17 protein-coding genes are annotated in these 19,098 nt (G+C 73.5%); 14 read left to right on the forward strand and 3 right to left on the reverse strand.

Translation table 11 applies throughout. The features are described from left to right. The 14 genes from VK611_04345 to VK611_04410 form a co-directional block, all read left to right on the forward strand. A partial coding sequence (locus tag VK611_04345) for a nuclear transport factor 2 family protein (GenBank protein HMG40530.1) occupies positions 1 to 418 on the forward strand: 418 nt, incomplete at its 5' end. A 2-nt stretch (positions 419 to 420) separates the two neighbouring features. Then, a complete protein-coding gene (locus tag VK611_04350) occupies positions 421 to 1,605 on the forward strand; it encodes an acetyl-CoA acetyltransferase (protein ID HMG40531.1) in 1,185 nt (394 codons plus the stop codon). Beyond that, positions 1,602 to 2,036: a Zn-ribbon domain-containing OB-fold protein gene (locus VK611_04355; GenBank protein ID HMG40532.1), complete on the forward strand. Its 435-nt coding sequence runs from the start codon at positions 1,602 to 1,604 to the stop codon at positions 2,034 to 2,036. The genes VK611_04350 and VK611_04355 overlap by 4 nt, the downstream gene beginning before the upstream one ends. Continuing rightward, positions 2,037 to 3,215 carry an acyl-CoA dehydrogenase family protein gene (locus tag VK611_04360; GenBank protein ID HMG40533.1) on the forward strand — a complete coding sequence of 393 codons (1,179 nt, stop codon included), beginning with the start codon at positions 2,037 to 2,039 and terminating at the stop codon, positions 3,213 to 3,215. A gap of 31 nt (positions 3,216 to 3,246) precedes the next feature. After that, positions 3,247 to 4,983 carry an amidohydrolase family protein gene (locus VK611_04365; protein ID HMG40534.1) on the forward strand — a complete coding sequence of 579 codons (1,737 nt, stop codon included), beginning with the start codon at positions 3,247 to 3,249 and terminating at the stop codon, positions 4,981 to 4,983. After that, positions 4,980 to 7,052 (forward strand): hydantoinase/oxoprolinase family protein, encoded by a 2,073-nt coding sequence (locus VK611_04370; GenBank protein HMG40535.1) that lies wholly within the window; start codon positions 4,980 to 4,982, stop codon positions 7,050 to 7,052. Before VK611_04365 ends, VK611_04370 begins: the two co-directional genes overlap by 4 nt. Further along, positions 7,049 to 9,145: a hydantoinase B/oxoprolinase family protein gene (locus tag VK611_04375; protein ID HMG40536.1), complete on the forward strand. Its 2,097-nt coding sequence runs from the start codon at positions 7,049 to 7,051 to the stop codon at positions 9,143 to 9,145. The genes VK611_04370 and VK611_04375 overlap by 4 nt, the downstream gene beginning before the upstream one ends. Beyond that, complete coding sequence (locus VK611_04380) at positions 9,142 to 10,356, forward strand: amidohydrolase family protein (GenBank protein HMG40537.1); 1,215 nt, start codon at positions 9,142 to 9,144, stop codon at positions 10,354 to 10,356. Before VK611_04375 ends, VK611_04380 begins: the two co-directional genes overlap by 4 nt. 14 nt (positions 10,357 to 10,370) lie before the next feature. Continuing rightward, on the forward strand, positions 10,371 to 11,180 hold the full coding sequence (locus tag VK611_04385; protein ID HMG40538.1) for an enoyl-CoA hydratase/isomerase family protein: 810 nt from the start codon (positions 10,371 to 10,373) through the stop codon (positions 11,178 to 11,180). Continuing rightward, a complete protein-coding gene (locus VK611_04390) occupies positions 11,164 to 12,024 on the forward strand; it encodes a MaoC/PaaZ C-terminal domain-containing protein (protein HMG40539.1) in 861 nt (286 codons plus the stop codon). Before VK611_04385 ends, VK611_04390 begins: the two co-directional genes overlap by 17 nt. After that, complete coding sequence (locus tag VK611_04395) at positions 12,021 to 12,779, forward strand: SDR family NAD(P)-dependent oxidoreductase (protein ID HMG40540.1); 759 nt, start codon at positions 12,021 to 12,023, stop codon at positions 12,777 to 12,779. Before VK611_04390 ends, VK611_04395 begins: the two co-directional genes overlap by 4 nt. 34 nt (positions 12,780 to 12,813) lie before the next feature. Next, positions 12,814 to 13,758, forward strand: coding sequence for a linear amide C-N hydrolase (locus VK611_04400; GenBank protein ID HMG40541.1), 945 nt, complete (start codon positions 12,814 to 12,816; stop codon positions 13,756 to 13,758). An 83-nt stretch (positions 13,759 to 13,841) separates the two neighbouring features. Beyond that, positions 13,842 to 14,930, forward strand: a complete 1,089-nt coding sequence (locus VK611_04405) for a glycosyltransferase family 4 protein (protein HMG40542.1) — start codon at positions 13,842 to 13,844, stop codon at positions 14,928 to 14,930. 16 nt (positions 14,931 to 14,946) lie between these two features. Then, positions 14,947 to 17,112 (forward strand): glycogen debranching N-terminal domain-containing protein, encoded by a 2,166-nt coding sequence (locus VK611_04410; GenBank protein ID HMG40543.1) that lies wholly within the window; start codon positions 14,947 to 14,949, stop codon positions 17,110 to 17,112. Here the strand turns inward: VK611_04410 and VK611_04415 are convergent. From VK611_04415 to VK611_04425, 3 genes are all read right to left on the reverse strand, one after another. Further along, complete coding sequence (locus VK611_04415; GenBank protein ID HMG40544.1) at positions 17,096 to 17,617, reverse strand: universal stress protein; 522 nt, start codon at positions 17,615 to 17,617, stop codon at positions 17,096 to 17,098. The genes VK611_04410 and VK611_04415 overlap by 17 nt on opposite strands. 19 nt (positions 17,618 to 17,636) lie before the next feature. After that, entirely contained in the window at positions 17,637 to 18,482 is an 846-nt protein-coding gene (locus VK611_04420) for a fumarylacetoacetate hydrolase family protein (GenBank protein HMG40545.1), read from the reverse strand. An 11-nt stretch (positions 18,483 to 18,493) separates the two neighbouring features. Further along, a partial coding sequence (locus VK611_04425) for a hypothetical protein (protein ID HMG40546.1) occupies positions 18,494 to 19,098 on the reverse strand: 605 nt, incomplete at its 5' end.

A 19,098-nucleotide genomic window follows, 5' to 3' on the forward strand; every position in this document is an offset into this window, starting at 1 on the left:
CAGCGAGAAGGAGCCTGACATGCCGGTGATCGAGCGGTTCGTGGAGTGCTACGCGGCCCGGGACTGGGACGGCCTCGCCGAGTGCCTGTCCGACGACGGCTTCGAGCGCATCGGCCCGTACGTCGACGTGATCGGCAGCAAGGAGGAGTACCTCGCCTTCCTGCGCCGGGTCGTGCCCACCCTGGAGGGTGACTACGAGCTGCAGGCCAGCCGCATCGCCTACGTGGACGACGGGCTGGGCTTCGCCGAGTTGATCGAGCACCTCCAGGTGGACGGGGCGATGGTCGACATCCCCGAGGTGATCGTGTTCGGCCTCGACGGCAAGGGCCACATCAACCGCATGCGCCTCTACCTGCAGCAGCCGGGCGGCGAGGCGCCGGTGGGCGGCAAGGCGGCGATGGGCCGCCAGGACGCATGAGCATGAGCGACCGCGATCGCACGCCGGTGATCGTGGGCATCGGGCTGAGCGACGGCCCGGTCGCGCCCCACCTCGACACCCTGCAGCACCACGTGCTGGCCACGCGGCGGGCGCTCGCCGACGCCGGCCTGAACAAGGCCGACATCGACGGCTTCGGCGCCACGGGAGGCAGCAAGACCGCCTCGTCGCCCGACGACGCCGCGCCCCTCGCCGAGTACCTCGGCATCGACTACCGCTGGCTCGACGGCACGATGGTGGGCGGCTCGAGCTTCGAGTACCTGGTGCAGCACGCGTCGGCCGCCATCCAGGTGGGGCACTGCGACACCGTGCTGATCACCTACGGGTCGGACCTGCTGTCGCGGGCGGGGCGGATGCTGGGCAGCAAGGGCCAGTTCGGCGTGGGGGCGCGGGTCGACGGCCCGGCCCAGTTCGAGGCGCCCTACGGCAACGTGCTCATCGGCGCCTACGCCATGGCGGCCCGGCGCCACATGCACGAGTACGGCACCACGTCGGAGCAGCTGGCCGAGGTGGCGGTGGCGGCCCGGGCCCACGCCGCCCTCAACCCCCGCGCCCTGCACCGCGACCCGCTCACGATCGACGACGTCGTGGGTTCCCGCATGGTGGCCGACCCGCTGCACAAGCTCGACTGCTGCGTGATCTCCGACGGCGGCGGGGCGCTGGTGATGACCACCGCCGAGCGGGCCCGCGACCTGCCCCAGCGCCCGGTGCACGTGTTGGGGGCATCGACGGCGCAGACCCACTGGCACGTGAGCCAGATGCCAGACTTCACCGCCACCGGGGCGGTGGCGTCGGGCCGCGAGGCGTTCCGCCAGGCCGGCGTCACCCCCGCCGACATCGACACGGTGCAGCTCTACGACAGCTTCACGTTCACGTCGCTGGTCCTGCTCGAGGACCTCGGCTTCTGCCCCAAGGGCGAGGGCGGGCGGTTCGTGGAGGAGGGCGTGCTGCGGCCGGGCGGGAAGGTGCCGCTCAACACCGACGGCGGCGGCCTCAGCTGCACGCACCCCGGGATGCGGGGGATCTTCCTGCTGATCGAGGCCGTCCGCCAGCTGCGGGGCCAGGCCGGCGAGGCCCAGGTGCCCGACGCCGAGCTGGCGCTGGCCTGCGGCTCCGGCGGCTGGCTGTCGTGCATCGGCACCGTGATCCTGGGGAGGGACGCACGATGAACGAGATCGAGTCAACGGTGGCGCAGCGGCCGCTGCCGGAGGTCGACGGCGTGTCGCAGGCCTACTGGGAGGCGGCGGCGCGGGGCGAGGTCCTGTACCAGGAGTGCCCGGAGGGGCACCGGCAGCTGTACCCCCGGGCGCTGTGCGCGACCTGCGGCGCCGAGCCGACGTGGCAGCGGGCGTCCGGCCGGGGGACCGTCCACACGTACACGGTCGTCCGGCAGAACTGGGCTGAGCCGTTCAAGGGTCTGGTGCCCTACGTGGTGGCCATGGTCGACCTGGAGGAGGGGCCGCGGATGATGACCAACATCACCGACTGCGACCCCGACGACGTCCACGTCGGCATGGCGGTCGAGGCGTGGACCGTGGTGGTGGAGGACGGTCTCGGCATCCCGTTCTGGCGGCCGGCCGCCGAGGCCGGAGGTCGGTAGGTGCACTTCGAGGACTCGCCCGAGGAGGCCGAGCTCCGGGCCAAGGCCCGCTCCTGGCTGGAGGCCCATGCCCCGCGGCGGGGCGAGCCCGGCGACTTCACCACCGACACCGAGCACGAGCAGGCCTTCTCCGACGCCTGCCGGGCCTGGCAGCGGGTGCTCCACGACGGCGGCTGGGCCGGCCTCACCTGGCCGGTCGACCACGGCGGGCACGGCCTGAGCCCCGCCTTCGAGCACATCTTCCAGGAGGAGCAGATGGCCTTCGGGGTGTCGACGGCCACGCTCCAGGTGGGCCTCGGCATGGTGGCCCCCACGATCGTCGGCCACGGCACCGAGGCGCAGAAGGCCCGCTTCCTGCCCCCGATGCTGCGGGGCGAGCAGTCGTGGTGCCAGCTGTTCAGCGAGCCGGGCGCCGGCTCCGACCTGGCGGGTCTGTCGACGGCGGCGCGGCGCAACGCCACCGACGACGGCTGGGTCGTCGACGGGCAGAAGGTGTGGACGTCGTACTCCCGGTTCAGCGACTTCGGCATCCTGCTGGCCCGCACCGACCCGGACGCGCCCAAGCACCACGGCATCAGCTGCATCGCGCTCGACATGTCGACGCCGGGCATCGAGGTGCGGCCGATCCGCCAGCTCAACGGGGCGGCCGAGTTCAGCGAGGTGTTCTTCACCGACGTGGCCGTGCCCGACGACTGCGTGATCGGGCCGGTGGACGAGGGCTGGCGGGTGGCGATGACCACGCTCACCAACGAGCGCGGGCTGGTCGGCAACGACTGGCCGGGCTACGCCGAGATGCTGGTGGTCGCCCGGGAGCGGGGCCTCGACCGCGACCCGGTGGTCCGCCAGCGCCTGGTCGAGCAGTACACGGGCGAGCAGCTGCTGCGGTTCTTCGGCTACCGGATGCAGACGGCGCTGTCGCAGGGCGAGTCGTTCGGGCCGCTGGCGTCGTCGGTGAACCTGTTCTTCGCCGACCACCTGCGACGCAGCGCCGACCTCGGCCTGGCGCTGCTGGGGGCGGGCGCGCTGGCTGCGGGCGACGACGCGCCCGGCGCCGGGATGTGGCAGTTCCACTTCCTCACCGCGCCGTCCGTGCGCATCGCCAGCGGCACCGACGAGATCCAGCGCAACAGCCTCGGGGAGCGGGCGTTGGGCTTGCCGCGGGAACCGCGATCCCCATAGGCTCAATCTTATATATGAAAGGGGGAACGCCATGTATGACGTCGTGATCCGCGGTGGCACGATCGTGGACGGCAGCGGTGCGCCCGGGTATCGGGGCGACCTGGCGGTCCAGGACGGGCGCGTGGTCGCGCTGGGCCAGGTCGACGACCGCGGGCGGCGGGAGATCGACGCCGGTGGCTGCGTCGTCGCCCCCGGGTTCGTCGACCTGCACACCCACTACGACGCCCAGCTGTTCTGGGACCCCTACCTCACGCCGTCGCCGCTGCACGGCGTCACCACCGTGGTGGGCGGCAACTGCGGCCTCACGCTGGCCCCCGCCGCCCCCGACGACCAGGACTTCCTCACCCGGCTCCTGGCCCGCGTCGAGTCGATCCCGGTCGCCGCCCTGGAAGCGGGCGTCGAGTTCCGCTGGCGCACCTACGCCGAGTTCCTCGACGTGGTGGAGCGGACGCCCCGCGGCATCAACATCGGCTTCATGGTGGGCCACTCCGCCCTGCGGCGAGCGGTGATGGGCCCCGCCGCGTCGAGCGACCCCGCCACCGCCGACCAGCTCGACGCCATGCGGGTGCTCCTGTCGGAAGCCATCGCCGTCGGCGGGCTCGGCTTCTCCACCTCCAACGTGTCGACCCAGGTCGACGGCGACGGCCGGCCCACCCCGCCCAACGCCGCCCACCGCGACGAGCTCGTCCGCCTCGCCGCCGTGTGCGGCGACCACCCCGGCACGTCGATCGAGTTCATCCCCGACTCGTTCCTGCAGGGCTTCAGCGACGACGACGTGACGCTGATGGCCGACATGTCGGCCGCCGCCGACCGCCCCCTCAACTGGAACACGCCGCTGATCAACAAGGCCGTGCCCGACCTCCACCTCCGCCAGCTGGCCGCCTCCGACGCTGCGGCCGAGCGGGGCGGCCGGGTGGTGCCGATGTTCATCCCCCAGAACGGCCAGTTCCAGCACGACTTCCTCACCGGCTACGTGTTCCGGGCCATCCCCGGCTGGTCCTGGCTGTTCGACCTGCCCGTGCCCGAGCGCATCGGCGCCCTGCGAGACCCCGAGAAGCGCCGGCAGCTCGCCGACGATGCCGCCGCCCAGACCCAGGGCCTGGCGGTGGTGGTGCGCAACTGGGGCACGTACCGGGTCAACGAGGTCCACCACGACGCCCTCGCCTCGGTCGTCGGGCGCAACATCGCCGACGTCGCCCGGGAGCGGGGTGTGAGCGACTTCGACGCCATGGTCGACATCGCCGTGCAGGGCGAGCTGGCGGTCGGCTTCGTCCGCTCGCAGTACGCCGAGGACGACGAGTGGGCCTGGCAGGCCCGCCTGAAGGTGCTGAAGGACCCGCGGGTCGTGCTGCAGGCGTCCGACGCCGGCGCCCACCTCGACATGATGTCCGGCGCCGACTTCGCCACCCGCTGCCTCGCCGAGCTGGCCCGGGAGCGCCAGGCGTTCACCGTCGAGGAGCTGGTGCACCGCTTCGCCGACGTCCCCGCCCGCCTCTACGGGATGAAGGACCGGGGCCGGCTGCGGGAGGGCGCCTGGGCCGACGTCGTGGTGTTCGACCCCGAGACCGTGGGCGCCGAGCCGCTGCGCACCGCCACCGACCTGCCGTCCGGCGCCGCCCGGCTCACCAACGGATCGACCGGCGTCGCCCACGTGCTGGTGGCCGGGGGCGGGGTCGTCGCCGACGGGAAGCTGACCGACCAGCTGCCGGGCCGACTGGTCCGCTCCGGCCGCGACACCGAGACCGTCACCGCCAGGGAGCACACATGACCGAGATCTGCATCGGTGTCGACGTGGGCGGCACCTTCACCGACGCCGTGCTCACCGACGGCAACCGCACGTGGCGCGCCAAGGCGCCCACCACCCGGCAGGTGGGCGAGGGCGTGCTGGCGGCGGCGCGGCTCGCCGCCGAGCGCTCGGGCCGCACGCTGGAGGAGCTGCTGCCGCAGGTCGGCCGGTTCGGCCTCGGCACCACCGCCGTCACCAACGTGCTGGCGTCGCGCGCCGGCCGCAAGGTCGGCCTGGTCACCACCAAGGGCTTCGAGGAGCTCGTGCCGCTCGCCCGGGGCACCCGGGTGAAGGACGACGAGGGCTGGCTGACCACACCTCCGGAGGTCGTCTCTCCCCGGGCGACCGTCGGCGTGGCCGAGCGGATCGACCGCGACGGCACGGTGGTGACACCGCTCGACCCCGACGAGGCGGTGGCCGCCGCCCGCCGCCTCGTCGAGGGCGAGCAGGTGGAGGCGCTGGCCGTCTCGTTCCTGTGGTCGTTCCTCGACCCCACCCACGAGGACCGGGCGGTCGAGGCGATCCGGGCGGCGTTCCCCGACCTGCCGGTGACGTCGGGCGCGGCGCTGCACCCGGCCATCCGGGAGTACGAGCGGACCACGTTCGCCCTCCTCAACGCCTACGTCTCCGGCGCGTTCGCCGGCATCGAGCAGCTCGAGCGCGACCTCGCCGCGCTGGGCCTGTCGGTGCCGCTGCTGCTGGTCCACTCGGCCGGCGGCTCGATCACGGTCGGCGAGGCCCGCTGGCGCCCGCTGGGCCTGGCCGCCTCCGGCCCGGCCGCCGGGGTCTCCGCCTCCGTGGTGGTGGCCGAGGCCGCCGGCGTCGCCGACGTGATCACCTGCGACATGGGCGGCACGTCGTTCGACGTGTCGGTGATCGCCAAGGGCACCCCCGCCCGCCGCACGCGGGGCGAGCTGATGGGCGTGTGGACGGCGCTGTCGCTGATCGACGTCGACTCCATCGGGGCCGGCGGCGGCTCGCTGGGCTGGGTCGACGCCCGCGGCATGCTGCGGGTCGGCCCCCGGTCGGCCGGCGCGGTGCCCGGTCCCGCCTGCTACGGCCGGGGCGGCACCGACGCCACCGTCACCGACGCCCTGGTCGTGCTGGGCTACATCGACCCCGCCCGGTTCCTGGGCGGCGACATGGCCCTCGACGCCGACGCCGCCCGCGCCGCCTGCGCCCACCTCGGCGAGCCGCTGGGCCTCGACGCCGAGGAGACCGCCTGGGGCATCCGCCGGCTGGCGCTGGCCGGGATGGTGAAGGCGGTGCGGGCCCGCCTGGCCGACCGCGGCCTCGACCCCCGCGACCACGCCCTGCTGTCCTACGGCGGCAGCGGCTCGCTGTTCACCCCCGAGATCGCCACGTCGATCGGCTCGCCGCAGGTGCTGGTGCCGGAGCTGGCGTCGGTGCTCTCGGCGTTCGGTGCCGCCACCACCGACGTGCGCCGCGAGCGCCTGCGGTCGGTCCTGGCGCCGATGCCGGTCGACACGGTGCTGGTGGAGAAGCTGACCGAGGAGCTGCGGGCCGAGGTCGACGCCGACCTGGCTGCGGACGGCATCGCCGCCGAGCACCGCAGCGTCGAGTTCGAGGCCGACCTGCGCTTCAGCCGCCAGGTGTGGGAGATCCAGATCCCCCTGCCCGACGGACCGGTCGACGGCCACGCGGTCGACAAGATGCTCGACGCCTTCCGTGAGGAGTACGCCAAGCGCTACGGCCAGGGCTCGATCGTCCTGGGCGCGCCGATCGAGCTGGTGGCCGTGCGGGCGGTCGGCCTCGGTCGCACGCTCCAGGCCGACCTCGTGACCGACACGTCGGACCCCGTCGTCGCCGGCACCCCGGCACCCGTCGCCGGCACCCGCGCGGTGCGGGTCGAGCGGGGCGACGACGGCCGCCGCGACGTCGCCGTGCACGACGGCCCGTCGCTGCGCCCCGGCCACGTGCTCACCGGACCGGCGCTGGTCGACGGCTCCGACACCACCATCTGGATCCCCGAGCGGTGCACGGCCCGGGTCGACCCGCAGGGAACGCTCGTCGTGGAGGCCTCCGCATGAACACACTGATCGACCCCATCGACCTCGAGGTGCTGCGCACCCGGCTGGAGGCGATCGGCGAGCAGGCGGCCGCCGCCGTCGAGCACACCGCCATCAGCCCGGTGGTGACCGAGGCCAAGGACTACTCGTTCACCCTGCTCGACGCCGACGGCGGCCTGATCATCGGCTCCGGCCAGATCGAGTTCCACTTCGGGGCCGCGTCGTACGCGGTGAAGTCGACCATCGAGCGCCACGGCCCGACCATCGCCCCCGGCGACGTGTTCATCGGCAACGACCCCCACTACGGCGGCGGGCTCCACCCGCAGGACGTGATGGTGCAGCAGCCGATCTACCGCGACGGCGAGCGCGTCGCCTGGGTGGTGATCTCCGCCCACCTGATGGACGTGGGCGGGATGGTCGTCGGGTCGTTCGCCCCGGCCGCCACCGAGTGCTTCCAGGAGGCCCTGCGCCTCCCGCCCGTGCGGCTGTTCCGCCAGGGCGAGGAGGTCACCGACGTGTGGGACATCTTCCGCAACAACGTGCGCCTGGCCCAGCTGGTGGAGATGGACCTGCGGGGCCTGGTGGCCGGGTGCCACGTGGCCCAGGAGCGGGTCGAGGCCGTGGTGGCGTCGGTGGGCGAGGAGCGGTTCGTCGCCTCGCTGCAGGCGCTGCGCGACCTGTCCGAGGCCGAGATGCGGGCCCGGATCGCCCAGCTGGAGGACGGCGTCTACCGCACGACGTCGTGGACCGAGTTCGACACCGAGTTCTTCAAGATCCCCTGCACCCTCACCATCGACGGCGACCGGATGGTGTTCGACTTCGCCGGCGCCTCGCCGCAGACCCCGCACTTCTTCAACTCGAAGCCTTACATCATCGAGAGCGAGTTCATCGCCATGCTGTCGGGGCGGATGGCGCAGGACCTGCCCTACAACGAGGGCATCTTCTCGGCGGTCGAGCTGCGCTGCCCCGAGGGCACGATCGTCAACGCCCGGCCGCCGGCGCCGATCGCCGCCGCCCACATGCACGTGGCGCTCAACGCCGCCAACGTGGCGCTCGACGCGGTGAAGCTGGCGCTGGCCGCCTCGCCCGACGCCCCGGCCCGCCGGTTCCTCACCGGGACCGGCTTCGAGTCGGCGCTGGGCAACCAGGTGTGGGCCTGGCCGCTGCCCGACGGGTCGTCCGACGCCTTCATGGTGCTGGACGGCAACTGGGTGGGCGGCTCCGGGGGCACCGAGCGCGACGGGCTCGACCTGGGCCGGAACCTGGTGGGCGCGGGCATGGAGGGCATGTTCACCGACATCGAGATCCTCGAGTCGTGGTACCCGCTGCTGTTCTCGGAGAAGCGGGCCCGGCGCGGCGTCGAGGGGGCCGGCACGCACCGGGCGGGTGGCGGCAACCAGATGACCTTCGCGCCCCACGGCATCGACCAGATGATCGGGACCACCTTCGGCATGCGGCGCTGGCTGCCGCTGGAGGGCGCGGCCGGCGGTGAGCCGGGGGCCTGCAACGAGTTCCTGGTCCACCACCAGGACGGTTCCGTGGAGGCCGTCGACGTCAACGTGTCCGGCATCGTGGTCACCGCCGGCGAGCGGTTCGAGATGCGCCTCGCCAACGGCGGCGGCTACGGCGACCCGCTGGAGCGCGACCCGTCGTCGGTCCTGGCCGACCTGACCGCGGGCCGCTTCACCGAGGAGGAGGCCGCCGCGGTCTACGGCGTGGTCACCTCCGCCGGCACGGTCGACGCCGACGCGACGGCCGCCCGCCGGGACGAGATCCGGCAGCAGCGCCTGGCCGCGGCGACCCCGCCGGTGAAGCCGGTCGCCGTCGCCGCTGCTGTGGGGGAGGGCGAGGCCGTCCCCCTGTACGTGGGCGTGGTGCAACGCGGGAGCGTGGCCTTCGCCGAGGCGAGCGGGACGCCGCTGGCGGTCGCCCCCGACCACTGGACCGACGGCTGCGCGGTGCTGGAGGCCCGGCCCCGCGACGACGGTCCGGCCGTGGTGTTCCGCAGCTACCTCGACCCGGCGACCGGCCGCTGCCTCCACGTGGAGGCGGTGCTGGCCGACGAGCCCCGTGCGTTCGAGTCGAGCCCCACGCGCTGGACGTCGGCCCGATGAGCACCAACACGAGCACCAGGACCAACACGAGCACCAGCACCGGCACCGGCACCGGCGAGCGGCGCTACCGGGTCATCTCCGCCGACGGGCACCTCGAGACCCCGCCCGACGGCTGGCTGCGGCACATCCCCGCCGAGCACCTCGACCGGGCGCCCCGGCTGGTCAAGCTGCGCACGGGCGGCGAGGGCTGGATCGTCGAGGGCATGCCGATGATCCACAACGGCCAGAACGTGGCCGGCGGCCGTCCCCTCAAGGTGCTGGGCGGCTCCTACTGGGACGACGACGGCACGCCGGTCCCCGGCACCGGCGACGCCGCGCAACGGCTGCGCGAGCAGGACGCCGACGGCCTCGACGCCGAGATCCTCTACCCGCCGGTGTTCATCACCCGGTTCATCGAGAACGTCGAGGACCAGGACGCCTACCTGGCCATGGTGCGGGCCTACAACGACTGGCTGGCCGAGGACTACTGCTCGGTCGCGCCCGACCGGCTCATCGGCAACGCGGTCATCCCCGCCAGCGGGGTGGACGACGCCGTGGCCGAGCTGAAGCGGGCGTCGGGGCTCGGCCTGCGCTCGGTGTGCCTGGGGTCGTTCCCCAACGGCACGGGCACCCCGGCCGACGAGGACGACCGCTTCTGGGAGGCGGCGCTGGCGCTCGACATGCCGGTCACCGCCCACGCCACCATGGGCGACCGCACCCACCCGCTGCTGGTGCAGTCGGCCACGGGCAAGTTCGACCTCACGCTGTCGATGATGTCGCGCACCATCCCGCCGCCGGTGCTGGCCATGGTGCAGATGGTGCTGTCCGGCGTGTTCGACCGCATCCCCGAGCTGCGCGTCTACCTGGCCGAGACCAACGCCAGCTGGATGCCCGGGGTCCTCTACATGATGGACGACTCCTACCGGCTGTTCCGCCACTGGTACGGCGTCGACCTGGCCAAGGCGCCCAGCGAGTACGTGGCCGAGCACCTCTACTTCGGGATCGTGCGCGACCCGATGGCGCTGAAGATGGCCGACCTGCTGCCGGTGGAGCGGCTGATGTGGGGGTCGGACTTCCCGCACTCGGTCACGTCGTTCCCGAACTCGCGGCACTGGCTCGACGAGATGTTCGCCGGCACGTCCCCCGGGCTGCGCCGCCGCATCCTCCTCGACAACCCGTGCGAGTACTGGCGGCTCGACCCCGACGCCGCGCTCACGCCCACCCCGGCGTGACCGGAGGGCGCACGGTGACGACCTACCGACTCGACCGGCGCGGCGGGATCGTCACGGTGACCCTGCACCGCCCCGACCGGCTGAACGCCTTCGACTGGGCGATGCGGCTGGAGCTCGAGGACCTGTGGACGTCGCTGGCCGACGACGCGGCGCTGCGGTGCGTGGTGCTCACCGGGGCCGGGCGGGGGTTCTGCGCCGGGGCCGACGTCGACGACCTCGCCGCGCCGCGCCGGGCCCGGGGGCCGGGGCTCGACGACGAGCTGGCGTTCCTGCCCGGCCGCCGGCTCGAGGTGCCGGTGGTGGTGGCGGTGAACGGCGTGTGCGCCGGGGGTGGGCTGCACTTCGTGGCCGACGCCGACATCGTGGTGGCGGGCGAGAGCGCCCGGTTCGTCGACCCGCACGTGAGCGTCGGGCAGGTGAGCGGCATCGAGCCGGCGTCGCTGGCCCTGCGGGTGCCGCTGGCGGTGGTGACCCGGCTGGCGCTGCTGGGCAAGGACGAGCAGCTCTCGGCCCAGCAGGCCCTGGCCTGCGGGCTGGTGAGCGAGGTCGTGCCGGACGACCGGTTGCTGCGTCGGGCCGGCGAGCTGGCCGACTCGCTGGCGGCGGCCTCGCCGGCCGCGCTGCGGGCCACCCGCCGGGTGCTGCGCGACCTCGAGCGGGAGGTGGTGGAGCCCGCGATGGCGCGGGGCTGGGTCGCGGTGCAGGCTCACTGGGCACACCCGGACGCCGAGGAGGGCCCGCGGGCCTTCGCCGAACGGCGCCCAGCCGGGTGGACGATGGTGACCGAGGACGAGCAGGAGGAACCGAATGCCGATCAACCCTGATGCCGTGGGGTTCGAGGGGAAGCCGGTCGAGCGGTCGTGGACGTCGAAGGACGCGCTGCTCTACGCCCTGGGCGTGGGGGCCGGGGCGACCGACCCCACCGGCTTCGAGCTGGACCTCACCACCGAGAACAGCGACGGCGTGACCCAGCGCGTGCTGCCCACGTTCCCCGTGATCGTGGGCGTAGGTGGCGATGCCCACCGCAGCATCGGCACCTACGACCCGGCGATGCTGGTGCACGGCGAGCAGGCCGTGGAGCTGCACGGGCGGATCCCGGTGGCGGGCCGGATCCTGGTGACCGACCGGGTGACCGGCGTGTACGACAAGGGCTCGGCGGCGGTGGTCACCATGGAGGCCGACTCGGTCGACGCGGCCACCGGCGACAAGCTGTTCACCACCCGCTCGGCCATGTTCATCCGGGGCGAGGGCGGCTTCGGCGGCGACCGGGGCCCGTCGGGCGGGGGCAACCAGGCGCCCGACCGCGAGCCCGACCACGTCGTCACCTACTCCACCCGCACCGACCAGGCGCTGCTGTACCGGCTGTCGGGCGACCGCAACCCGCTGCACTCCGACCCGGCCTTCGCGGCGCGGGCCGGCTTCCCCAAGCCGATCCTCCACGGCCTCTGCACCTACGGGTTCACCGGCCGGGCGCTGCTGCACACCCTGTGTGGGTCGGACCCGGCCCGGTTCCGGTCGATGGAGGGCCGGTTCTCCCGCCCGGTGTTCCCCGGCGACGAGCTGGTGGTGCGGATGTGGGTCGACGGCGAGGGCTCGGCGGTGTTCCGCACCGAGAACGGCGCCGGCGACGTGGTCCTCGACCAGGGCCGCGTCGGCTTCCAACCGTGACGACGAGGACGACCGGGGGCGAGCGTCCGCTCGACGGGCGGGTGGCGTTCGTCGCCGGGGCCAGCCGGGGGATCGGGCGCAACATTGCCGTGGCGCTGGCCGAGGCCGGGGCGTCGGTGGTGGTGGCCGCCCGGTCGGAGGTCGAGGGCAAGGTGCCCGGCACCATCCACGGCGTCGCCGAGCGGATCCGCGACGCCGGCGGCGACGCCCTCCCGGTGGTGTGTGACGTCACGTCCGAGGAGTCCGTGGCGGCGGCGGTGGCGGCCGCCGTCGACCACTACGGCGGCCTCGACGTGCTGGTCGCCAACGCCGGCGTGATGTGGCTGGCGCCGACGGTCGAGACGCCGCTGAAGCGCTGGGACCTGTGCCTGCGCGTGAACCTGACCGGGGTGTTCCTGGTGACCCGGGCGTGCCTGCCCCACGTGCGCGACGGCGGCTCACTGATCGCCATCACCACCACCGGGGTGCGCATGACCGACCTCGGGTCGAACGCCTACTGGGTGGCGAAGGCGGGCGTGGAGCGGCTCTACGTGGGGCTGGCGTCGGAGCTGCGGGAGCGCCGGGTCGCCGTCAACTGCCTGGCCCCCAGCAAGGTGGTGCTCACCGAGGGCTGGGAGGCGGGCGGCGGCTGGGAGATCCCCGACGACCAGGTGGAGCCGCCCGAGGCCATGGGCGCCGCCGCCGTGCTCCTGGCATCGCAGCAGGACGCCGGCATCACCGGCACCGTCCAGTACTCCCTCGACCTGGCGGGCTGACCGACCACCCGGGCCATGCGCCAGCATGGGCGGCATGTGCACCGACCTGCGCCTCATGCGGCTGGACGGCCGCCACGTCTCGGCCCGGACGCTCGACTTCGCCACCGACCTCGGTTCCACACTCCAGGCGGTGCCCCGCGGGCAGGAGTGGTCGGCCGCGGCGACCGGCACCGCCGCACCCGCCCTCACCTGGACCAACACCCTCGGCTTCGTCGCCATGGAGGACCAGGGCCTTCCGGGCTCGTTCTGCGACGGCCTCAACGAGGCGGGCCTGTCGGTGGCGAACCTGGAGCTCCCGGAGTCGCAGCTGCCGCCCGAGCCACCGGCCACCGGCTCGGGCTTCGGCAGCCTCGACTTCGTGCGCCTGAGCAGCTGGCTGCTGGGGACGTGCGCCACCGTCGACGACGTGCGGGCCGCGCTCGGCGCCGTGCAGCTGTGGAACCCGCCCGCCGAGCTGCCCCCAGGGCACGCCCTCGCCGGCTACCGCTACGCCGAGCACCTCGCCGTCCACGACGCCGCCGGGCACGACCTCGTGGTGGAGTTCCCCGACGGGCGCACGGTGCTGCACGACAACCCGGTCGGCGTGGTCGCCAACTCGCCGACCTACGACCAGCACCTCGAGAACCTGCGGGCCACCGGCGACCCGTCGGACCCGGCTGCTCTCCTCGCCGCCGCCCCCGGCGACGTGCGGTCACGGTCGCGCTTCCTGCGTGCCGCCGCCCTGGCGCAGGTGGCCGTCCCCGCCGGCGACGACCACGACCTGGTCAACCAGGCGTTCCACTGCCTCGACCTGGTCAGCGTCCCCCGGTACCTCGTCGCCACCGGCGACCACACCAGCTGGTGGGTGGTGCGTGACCACGACCGGGCCACGTTCTACCTGCGCACCTACGACTCCTGGACCACCGCTGCCTACGTCCTCGCCGACCTCGACCTGCGGCGCCCCGGCCCCCGTCGCACCCTGTCGCGACCCCCAAGGTAACCCTCCGCGGTTCGCGCGAGTCGTGCTCGGGTAGTGACGCTGTGTGGCGGGGGCGGGTCCACGAAGGAGACAGATCCTGAGTGTTGGATTGTCAACTTACGGCTCTGCCGCTGCGTGAGAACCCCGCCCACCTGCGGGTGGCGATCATCGCTCCCCCATGGGTGCCGGTGCCGCCACCGCTCTACGGGGGCACCGAGGCGGTGCTCGACTACCTGGCCCGGGGCCTCCGAGAGGCCGGCCACGAGGTGGTCCTCTACGCCACCGGCGACAGCACGTGCGAGGTGCCGCTGCTCTACACCCTCGACACCGCCGCCGGCACCGTCGACGGCGGGGCGGTCACCGAGCTGCGCCACGCCGTCAACGCCTACCAGGCGATCTCCGAGTGGGGAGCCGACGTGGTCCACGACCACACCCTGATGGGGCCCCACCTCGCCCGGCGCTACGGCCTCCCGGTGGTCACCACCAACCACGGCCCGTTCGTGAGCGACCTCGGCGACTGCTACCGGTCGCTCGGCCAGATCGCCCCGATCATCGCCATCTCCGAGCACCACGCCTCCACAGCCGGCGACATCCGGGTGGCGTCGGTGATCCACCATGGCGTCGACGTCGAGCGGTTCCCCGTGGGCGACGGCTCCGGCGGCTACGCCCTGTTCCTGGGCCGGATGAGCCCCGACAAGGGCGTCCACATCGCCGCCCGCATCGCCCGCGAGGCGAACGTCCCGCTCAAGATCGCCGCCAAGATGCGGGAGGCCCCCGAGCGCGCCTACTTCCAGGCCCACGTCGAGCCCCTGCTCGGCGGGTGCGTGGAGTACGTCGGCGAGGTCGGCGGCCGGGACAAGCTCGAGCTGCTCGCCGACGCCGCCTGCCTGTTCAACCCGATCGCCTGGCCCGAGCCTTTCGGCATGGTGATGATCGAGGCGCTGGCGTGCGGTACCCCGGTGGTCGCCACCCCCTGCGGGTCGGTGCCGGAGATCGTGTGCGAGGGCGTCACCGGGTTCGTCCGGGAGTCCGAGGCCGAGCTGGCCGAGGCGCTGCAGCGGGTCGACGAGCTCGACCGCACCTGGTGCCGCAAGGACGCCGAGACCCGCTTCTCGACCCAACGGATGGTGGCCGACCACGTCGCCCTGTACCGCCAGGTGGTGGACGACCTCCGCGCCGCCCAGGCGAGCTAAGGGGTAGAAGGGGGGAGTGAGCGACTCGCCATACCAGGGAACGACGCCGGTGGCTTCACTGGCGGACAACGGAGGTCCGGTCACGCTGGTCGAGGGCCGGACCTTCGCCCTGTCCGACCGCACCGGCGACATGGCGTCGGACCAGGCCCAGGGCCTGTTCGTGCTCGACACCCGGGTGCTGTCGCGGTGGGAGCTCAAGGTCAACGGTCACCGCCTGGAGACGCTGGCGGTCGAGACCCGCGAGCCCTACGCCACCACCTTCGTCGCCCGGGCCCACGCCGCCATGGGCCACGCCGACTCCGACCTCGTCGTGTTCCGCCGCCGCTACATCGGCCGGGGCATGCGCGAGGAGCTGGAGATCACCAACTACGGGCTCAGCGTGGTGCCGGTGGAGGTCGAGGCGCAGGTCGACGTCGACTTCGCCGACCTCTTCGAGGTGAAGGAGGGCCGGGTCGACACCGGTCGGCCCCGCAGCGTCCACGTCGTGTGCGGCGCCCTGTGGTTCGAAGGCCACGACGGGCCGGCGGCCAAGCAGTCGACCATCGCGCTTTCGGGCGACGCCACCATCGAGGCCGGCCACGCCACCTGGCGGACCATGCTCCAGCCGGGCCAGACGTGGGAGACCTGCGTGGTCGTGACCGTCAGCGTCGACGGCGAGCAGATCGAGCCCCGCTTCCAGTGCGGCGGCGACGACGGCGACACCGTGCCGGCCACCCGGCTGCGGCAGTGGCGGGAGACCCGGCCCGACATCGTCACCGACCACCCCGGCCTGGCTCTGGCGCTCGAGCGCTCCGGCGACGACCTCGGTGCCCTGCGGATCTTCGACCCCGACCACCCCGAGCTCCCGGTGGTCGCCGCCGGGGCCCCCTGGTTCATGACGGTGTTCGGCCGTGACTCGCTGCTCACCGGCTGGATGACGCTGATGGCCGACCACCGGCTGGCCCACGGCGTGCTCGAGACCCTGGCCCGCTTCCAGGGCGCCGACGTGGTCGAGGCCACCGAGGAGGAGCCCGGCAAGATCCTCCACGAGATGCGGTTCGGCACCGCCAACGGCGACTCCCTGCAGCGCGGCGACGTGTACTACGGCTCGATCGACGCCACGCCGCTGTTCGTCATGCTCCTCGGCGAGCTGCGCCGCTGGGACCCCCGCAACGAGCTGGTCGAGCGGCTGCTGCCCCACGCCGACCGGGCGCTGGAGTGGATCGAGCAGTTCGGCGACCGCGACGGCGACGGCTACGTCGAGTACCAGCGCCACGGCACCCATGGGCTCGCCAACCAGGGCTGGAAGGACTCCTGGGACGCCATCCGCCACGCCGACGGCCAGCTGGCCCACCCGCCGATCGCCCTGTGCGAGGTGCAGGGCTACGTGTACGCGGCGTACCTGGCCCGGGCCCACTTCGCGTTGGAGACCGGCGACGCCGCCACCCACGAGCGCTACCGCGACAAGGCCCGCGAGCTGCGCCGGCGCTTCAACGAGGACTTCTGGGTCGAGGAGCTGGGCACCTACGCCCTGGCGCTCGACGGCGACAAGAAGCCGGTCGCGGTCGCCGCCTCCAACGTGGGCCACTGCCTGTGGACGGGGATCGTCGACCGGGAGCGCGCGTCGCTGGTGGCGGACCGCCTGCTGGGCGACGACATGTTCAGCGGCTGGGGCATCCGCACGCTGGCCGCGTCGACCCCGGCCTACAACCCGGCCAGCTACCACAACGGCTCGGTGTGGCCCCACGACAACGCGCTGTGCGCCGCGGGGCTCATGCGCTACGGGTTCATCGAGCACGCCCACCGGGTGATCGCCGCCCAGCTCGACGTGGCCGCGCTGACGCAGGGGCGGCTGCCCGAGCTGTTCGCCGGCTTCTCCCGCCGCGACCTGGCGGTGCCGGCCGCCTACCCGACGTCGTGCTCGCCCCAGGCGTGGGCCGCGGCGTCACCGCTGCTGTGGCTGCGGACCCTGCTGCGGCTCGACCCGTGGGTGAGCCGCCGGCAGCTGTGGCTGGCGCCGGTGCTGCCGCCGGACATCCGTCGCCTCCACGTCGAGGGCATCGCCATCGGCGACAACCGGGTGTCGCTCCACGTGGAGGGCGGCGAGCTCTCGGTGGAGGGGGCCGACGGCATCGACATCCTCACCGAGCCCCGGCCACCGCTCACGTCGCTCCTGGATCAGCAGGTCAAGGGACCACGGTGACCGGCCACTTGCCGGCCCGCACCAGCCGCACGCCCAGCGAGCCGACCAGGCGGTGGCCGGCGTGGGTCGACACGCCGACGACCACGAGGTCGGCCCGGGTCTCGTCGGCGACGCGGGAGAACTCGCCGAAGGGGTCGCCGTGGCGCACCTCGAAGGTGGCGTCGATGCCGTAGTAGGCGGCGCCCTCCTCGAGGACCTGCTCGAGGTTCTGCACCAGCTCGCTCTGGGCCGTGGCGGCGGTGGCGGAGCCCGGGGCCAGGCCGTAGAACGCCGGCGTGGTCGCCACGTACAGCACCACCAGGCGGGAGCCCTGCCGGCGGGCGAGGCCCCCGGCGTAGGCGGCGGCCCGCAGCGACGTCTCCGTCCCGTCGACGCCCACGAGGATCAGGCTGGGGCCGTCCTTCGACTCCGGGTGCGCGTGGTACTCCTGGCGCTCCTGGGGTTCGCCGCGGTCCTCCTGCTCCTCCTCCACCCCGTCATCCTCGACCCCGTCGGTGCTGGTCATGGGCCGGCCGGTCGGATCGTCACCGGGTCGTCACGGGGTTGGTGAGCTCGCCGATGCCGTCGATCCAGCAGGTCACCGTGTCGCCGTCGCCCAGGAACACCGGGGGCTGGCGGGTGAAGCCGACGCCGGCGGGGGTGCCGGTGAGGATCAGGTCGCCGGGTTCGAGCGTCAGGTAGCGGGCCACGTAGGTCACCAGCTCGGCGACCCCGAAGATCATCTCCGACGTGTTGCTGTCCTGCAGGGCGTTGCCGTTCACCCGGCAGCCGATGGCGAGCGCCTGGGGGTCGCCGATCTCGTCGGCGGTCACCAGCCAGGGGCCGAGCGGGCAGAACGTGTCGAACGACTTGCTGCGCACCCACTGGCGATCGGCGAACTGGGCGTCGCGGGCGGACACGTCGTTGCCGACGGTGTAGCCGAGGACGTGCTCGAGGGGGTCGCCGGGGAAGTCGTCGGGGCCGACCCGCCGGCCGATGACGACGGTCAGCTCGGCCTCGTAGTCGACCTGACCGCTGTCCTCGGTCCTCCAGCGGATGGTGTCGCCGGGGCCGACGATCGCTCCGGGCGACTTGGCGAACACGAGGGGAGCGGCGGGCGGCTCGGCTCCGGTCTCCCTGGCGTGGTCGGCGTAGTTGAGGCCGATGGCCAGCACCTTCGAGGGGTTTACGACGGGAGCGAGCAGCGCCTGGGGGTCGTAGGGGGTGGTGCCGTGGGGGCTGGCGGCGAGGTCGACGCCGGCGGCGAGCGCCTCCCGGAGGCCGTCGGCCGCGGGGTGGTCCGACTCCTGCCACAGCGGCGCCACGGCCCCGTCGCCCTCGATCCGTGCCAGCCACACACCGTCGTCGTACCGCATCCGTGCCAGTCGCATCGGTGACGACGCTATTCGCCGCCGGGCGTGGTGAGGGCATGGCCCTGCTCGAAGAAGGTGAGCAGGTCGGCGGGGGACGGCAGGTCGGCGTCGGGGCGGCTGGCGCCGAAGGGCTCGTTCCAGAAGTCGCCGGCGAGGGCGGACCGGTCCCAGGGGCCGACGTAGGCGTAGGGCGTGGGGTGGCCGTCGTCGCCGGGGGAGCCGCCGTAGTTGACCTCGGCGATGGTGACGGCGAGGTCGAAGTGCTCGGGCCACAGCTGGGCATGCGGCGGCGGGGCGCCACCGACCTGGTCGCACAGGGTGGCGAGCGCCCGGTCGGTCCGCTCGAACCACCGGTGGACGGCGTGGGCGTCGGCGGGGTCGAGTGGGAGCGGCGCGTCGAGGTCGACGGGCGTGGCGGCCGGGTAGACGTCCGGCGCCCCGGGCTCGACGCCGACGAAGGCGGCTGCGGCCGCGACGGTCGTCAGCGGCGCCCGACGTTGTTGGCCGTCGTCGACCACCACCAGGTCGAGACCCTCGACCCGCACCTGCCGCCCCCGCCCGCCCAGGGGGAACGCCGGCGTGCCGAACCCGCCCTCGGTGGCCCGCAACCCGATGCGCCCGGTCGCCCGCCACA

The organism is Acidimicrobiales bacterium, assembly GCA_035316325.1.
Taxonomy (GTDB): domain Bacteria; phylum Actinomycetota; class Acidimicrobiia; order Acidimicrobiales; family VFJN01; genus DASXTK01.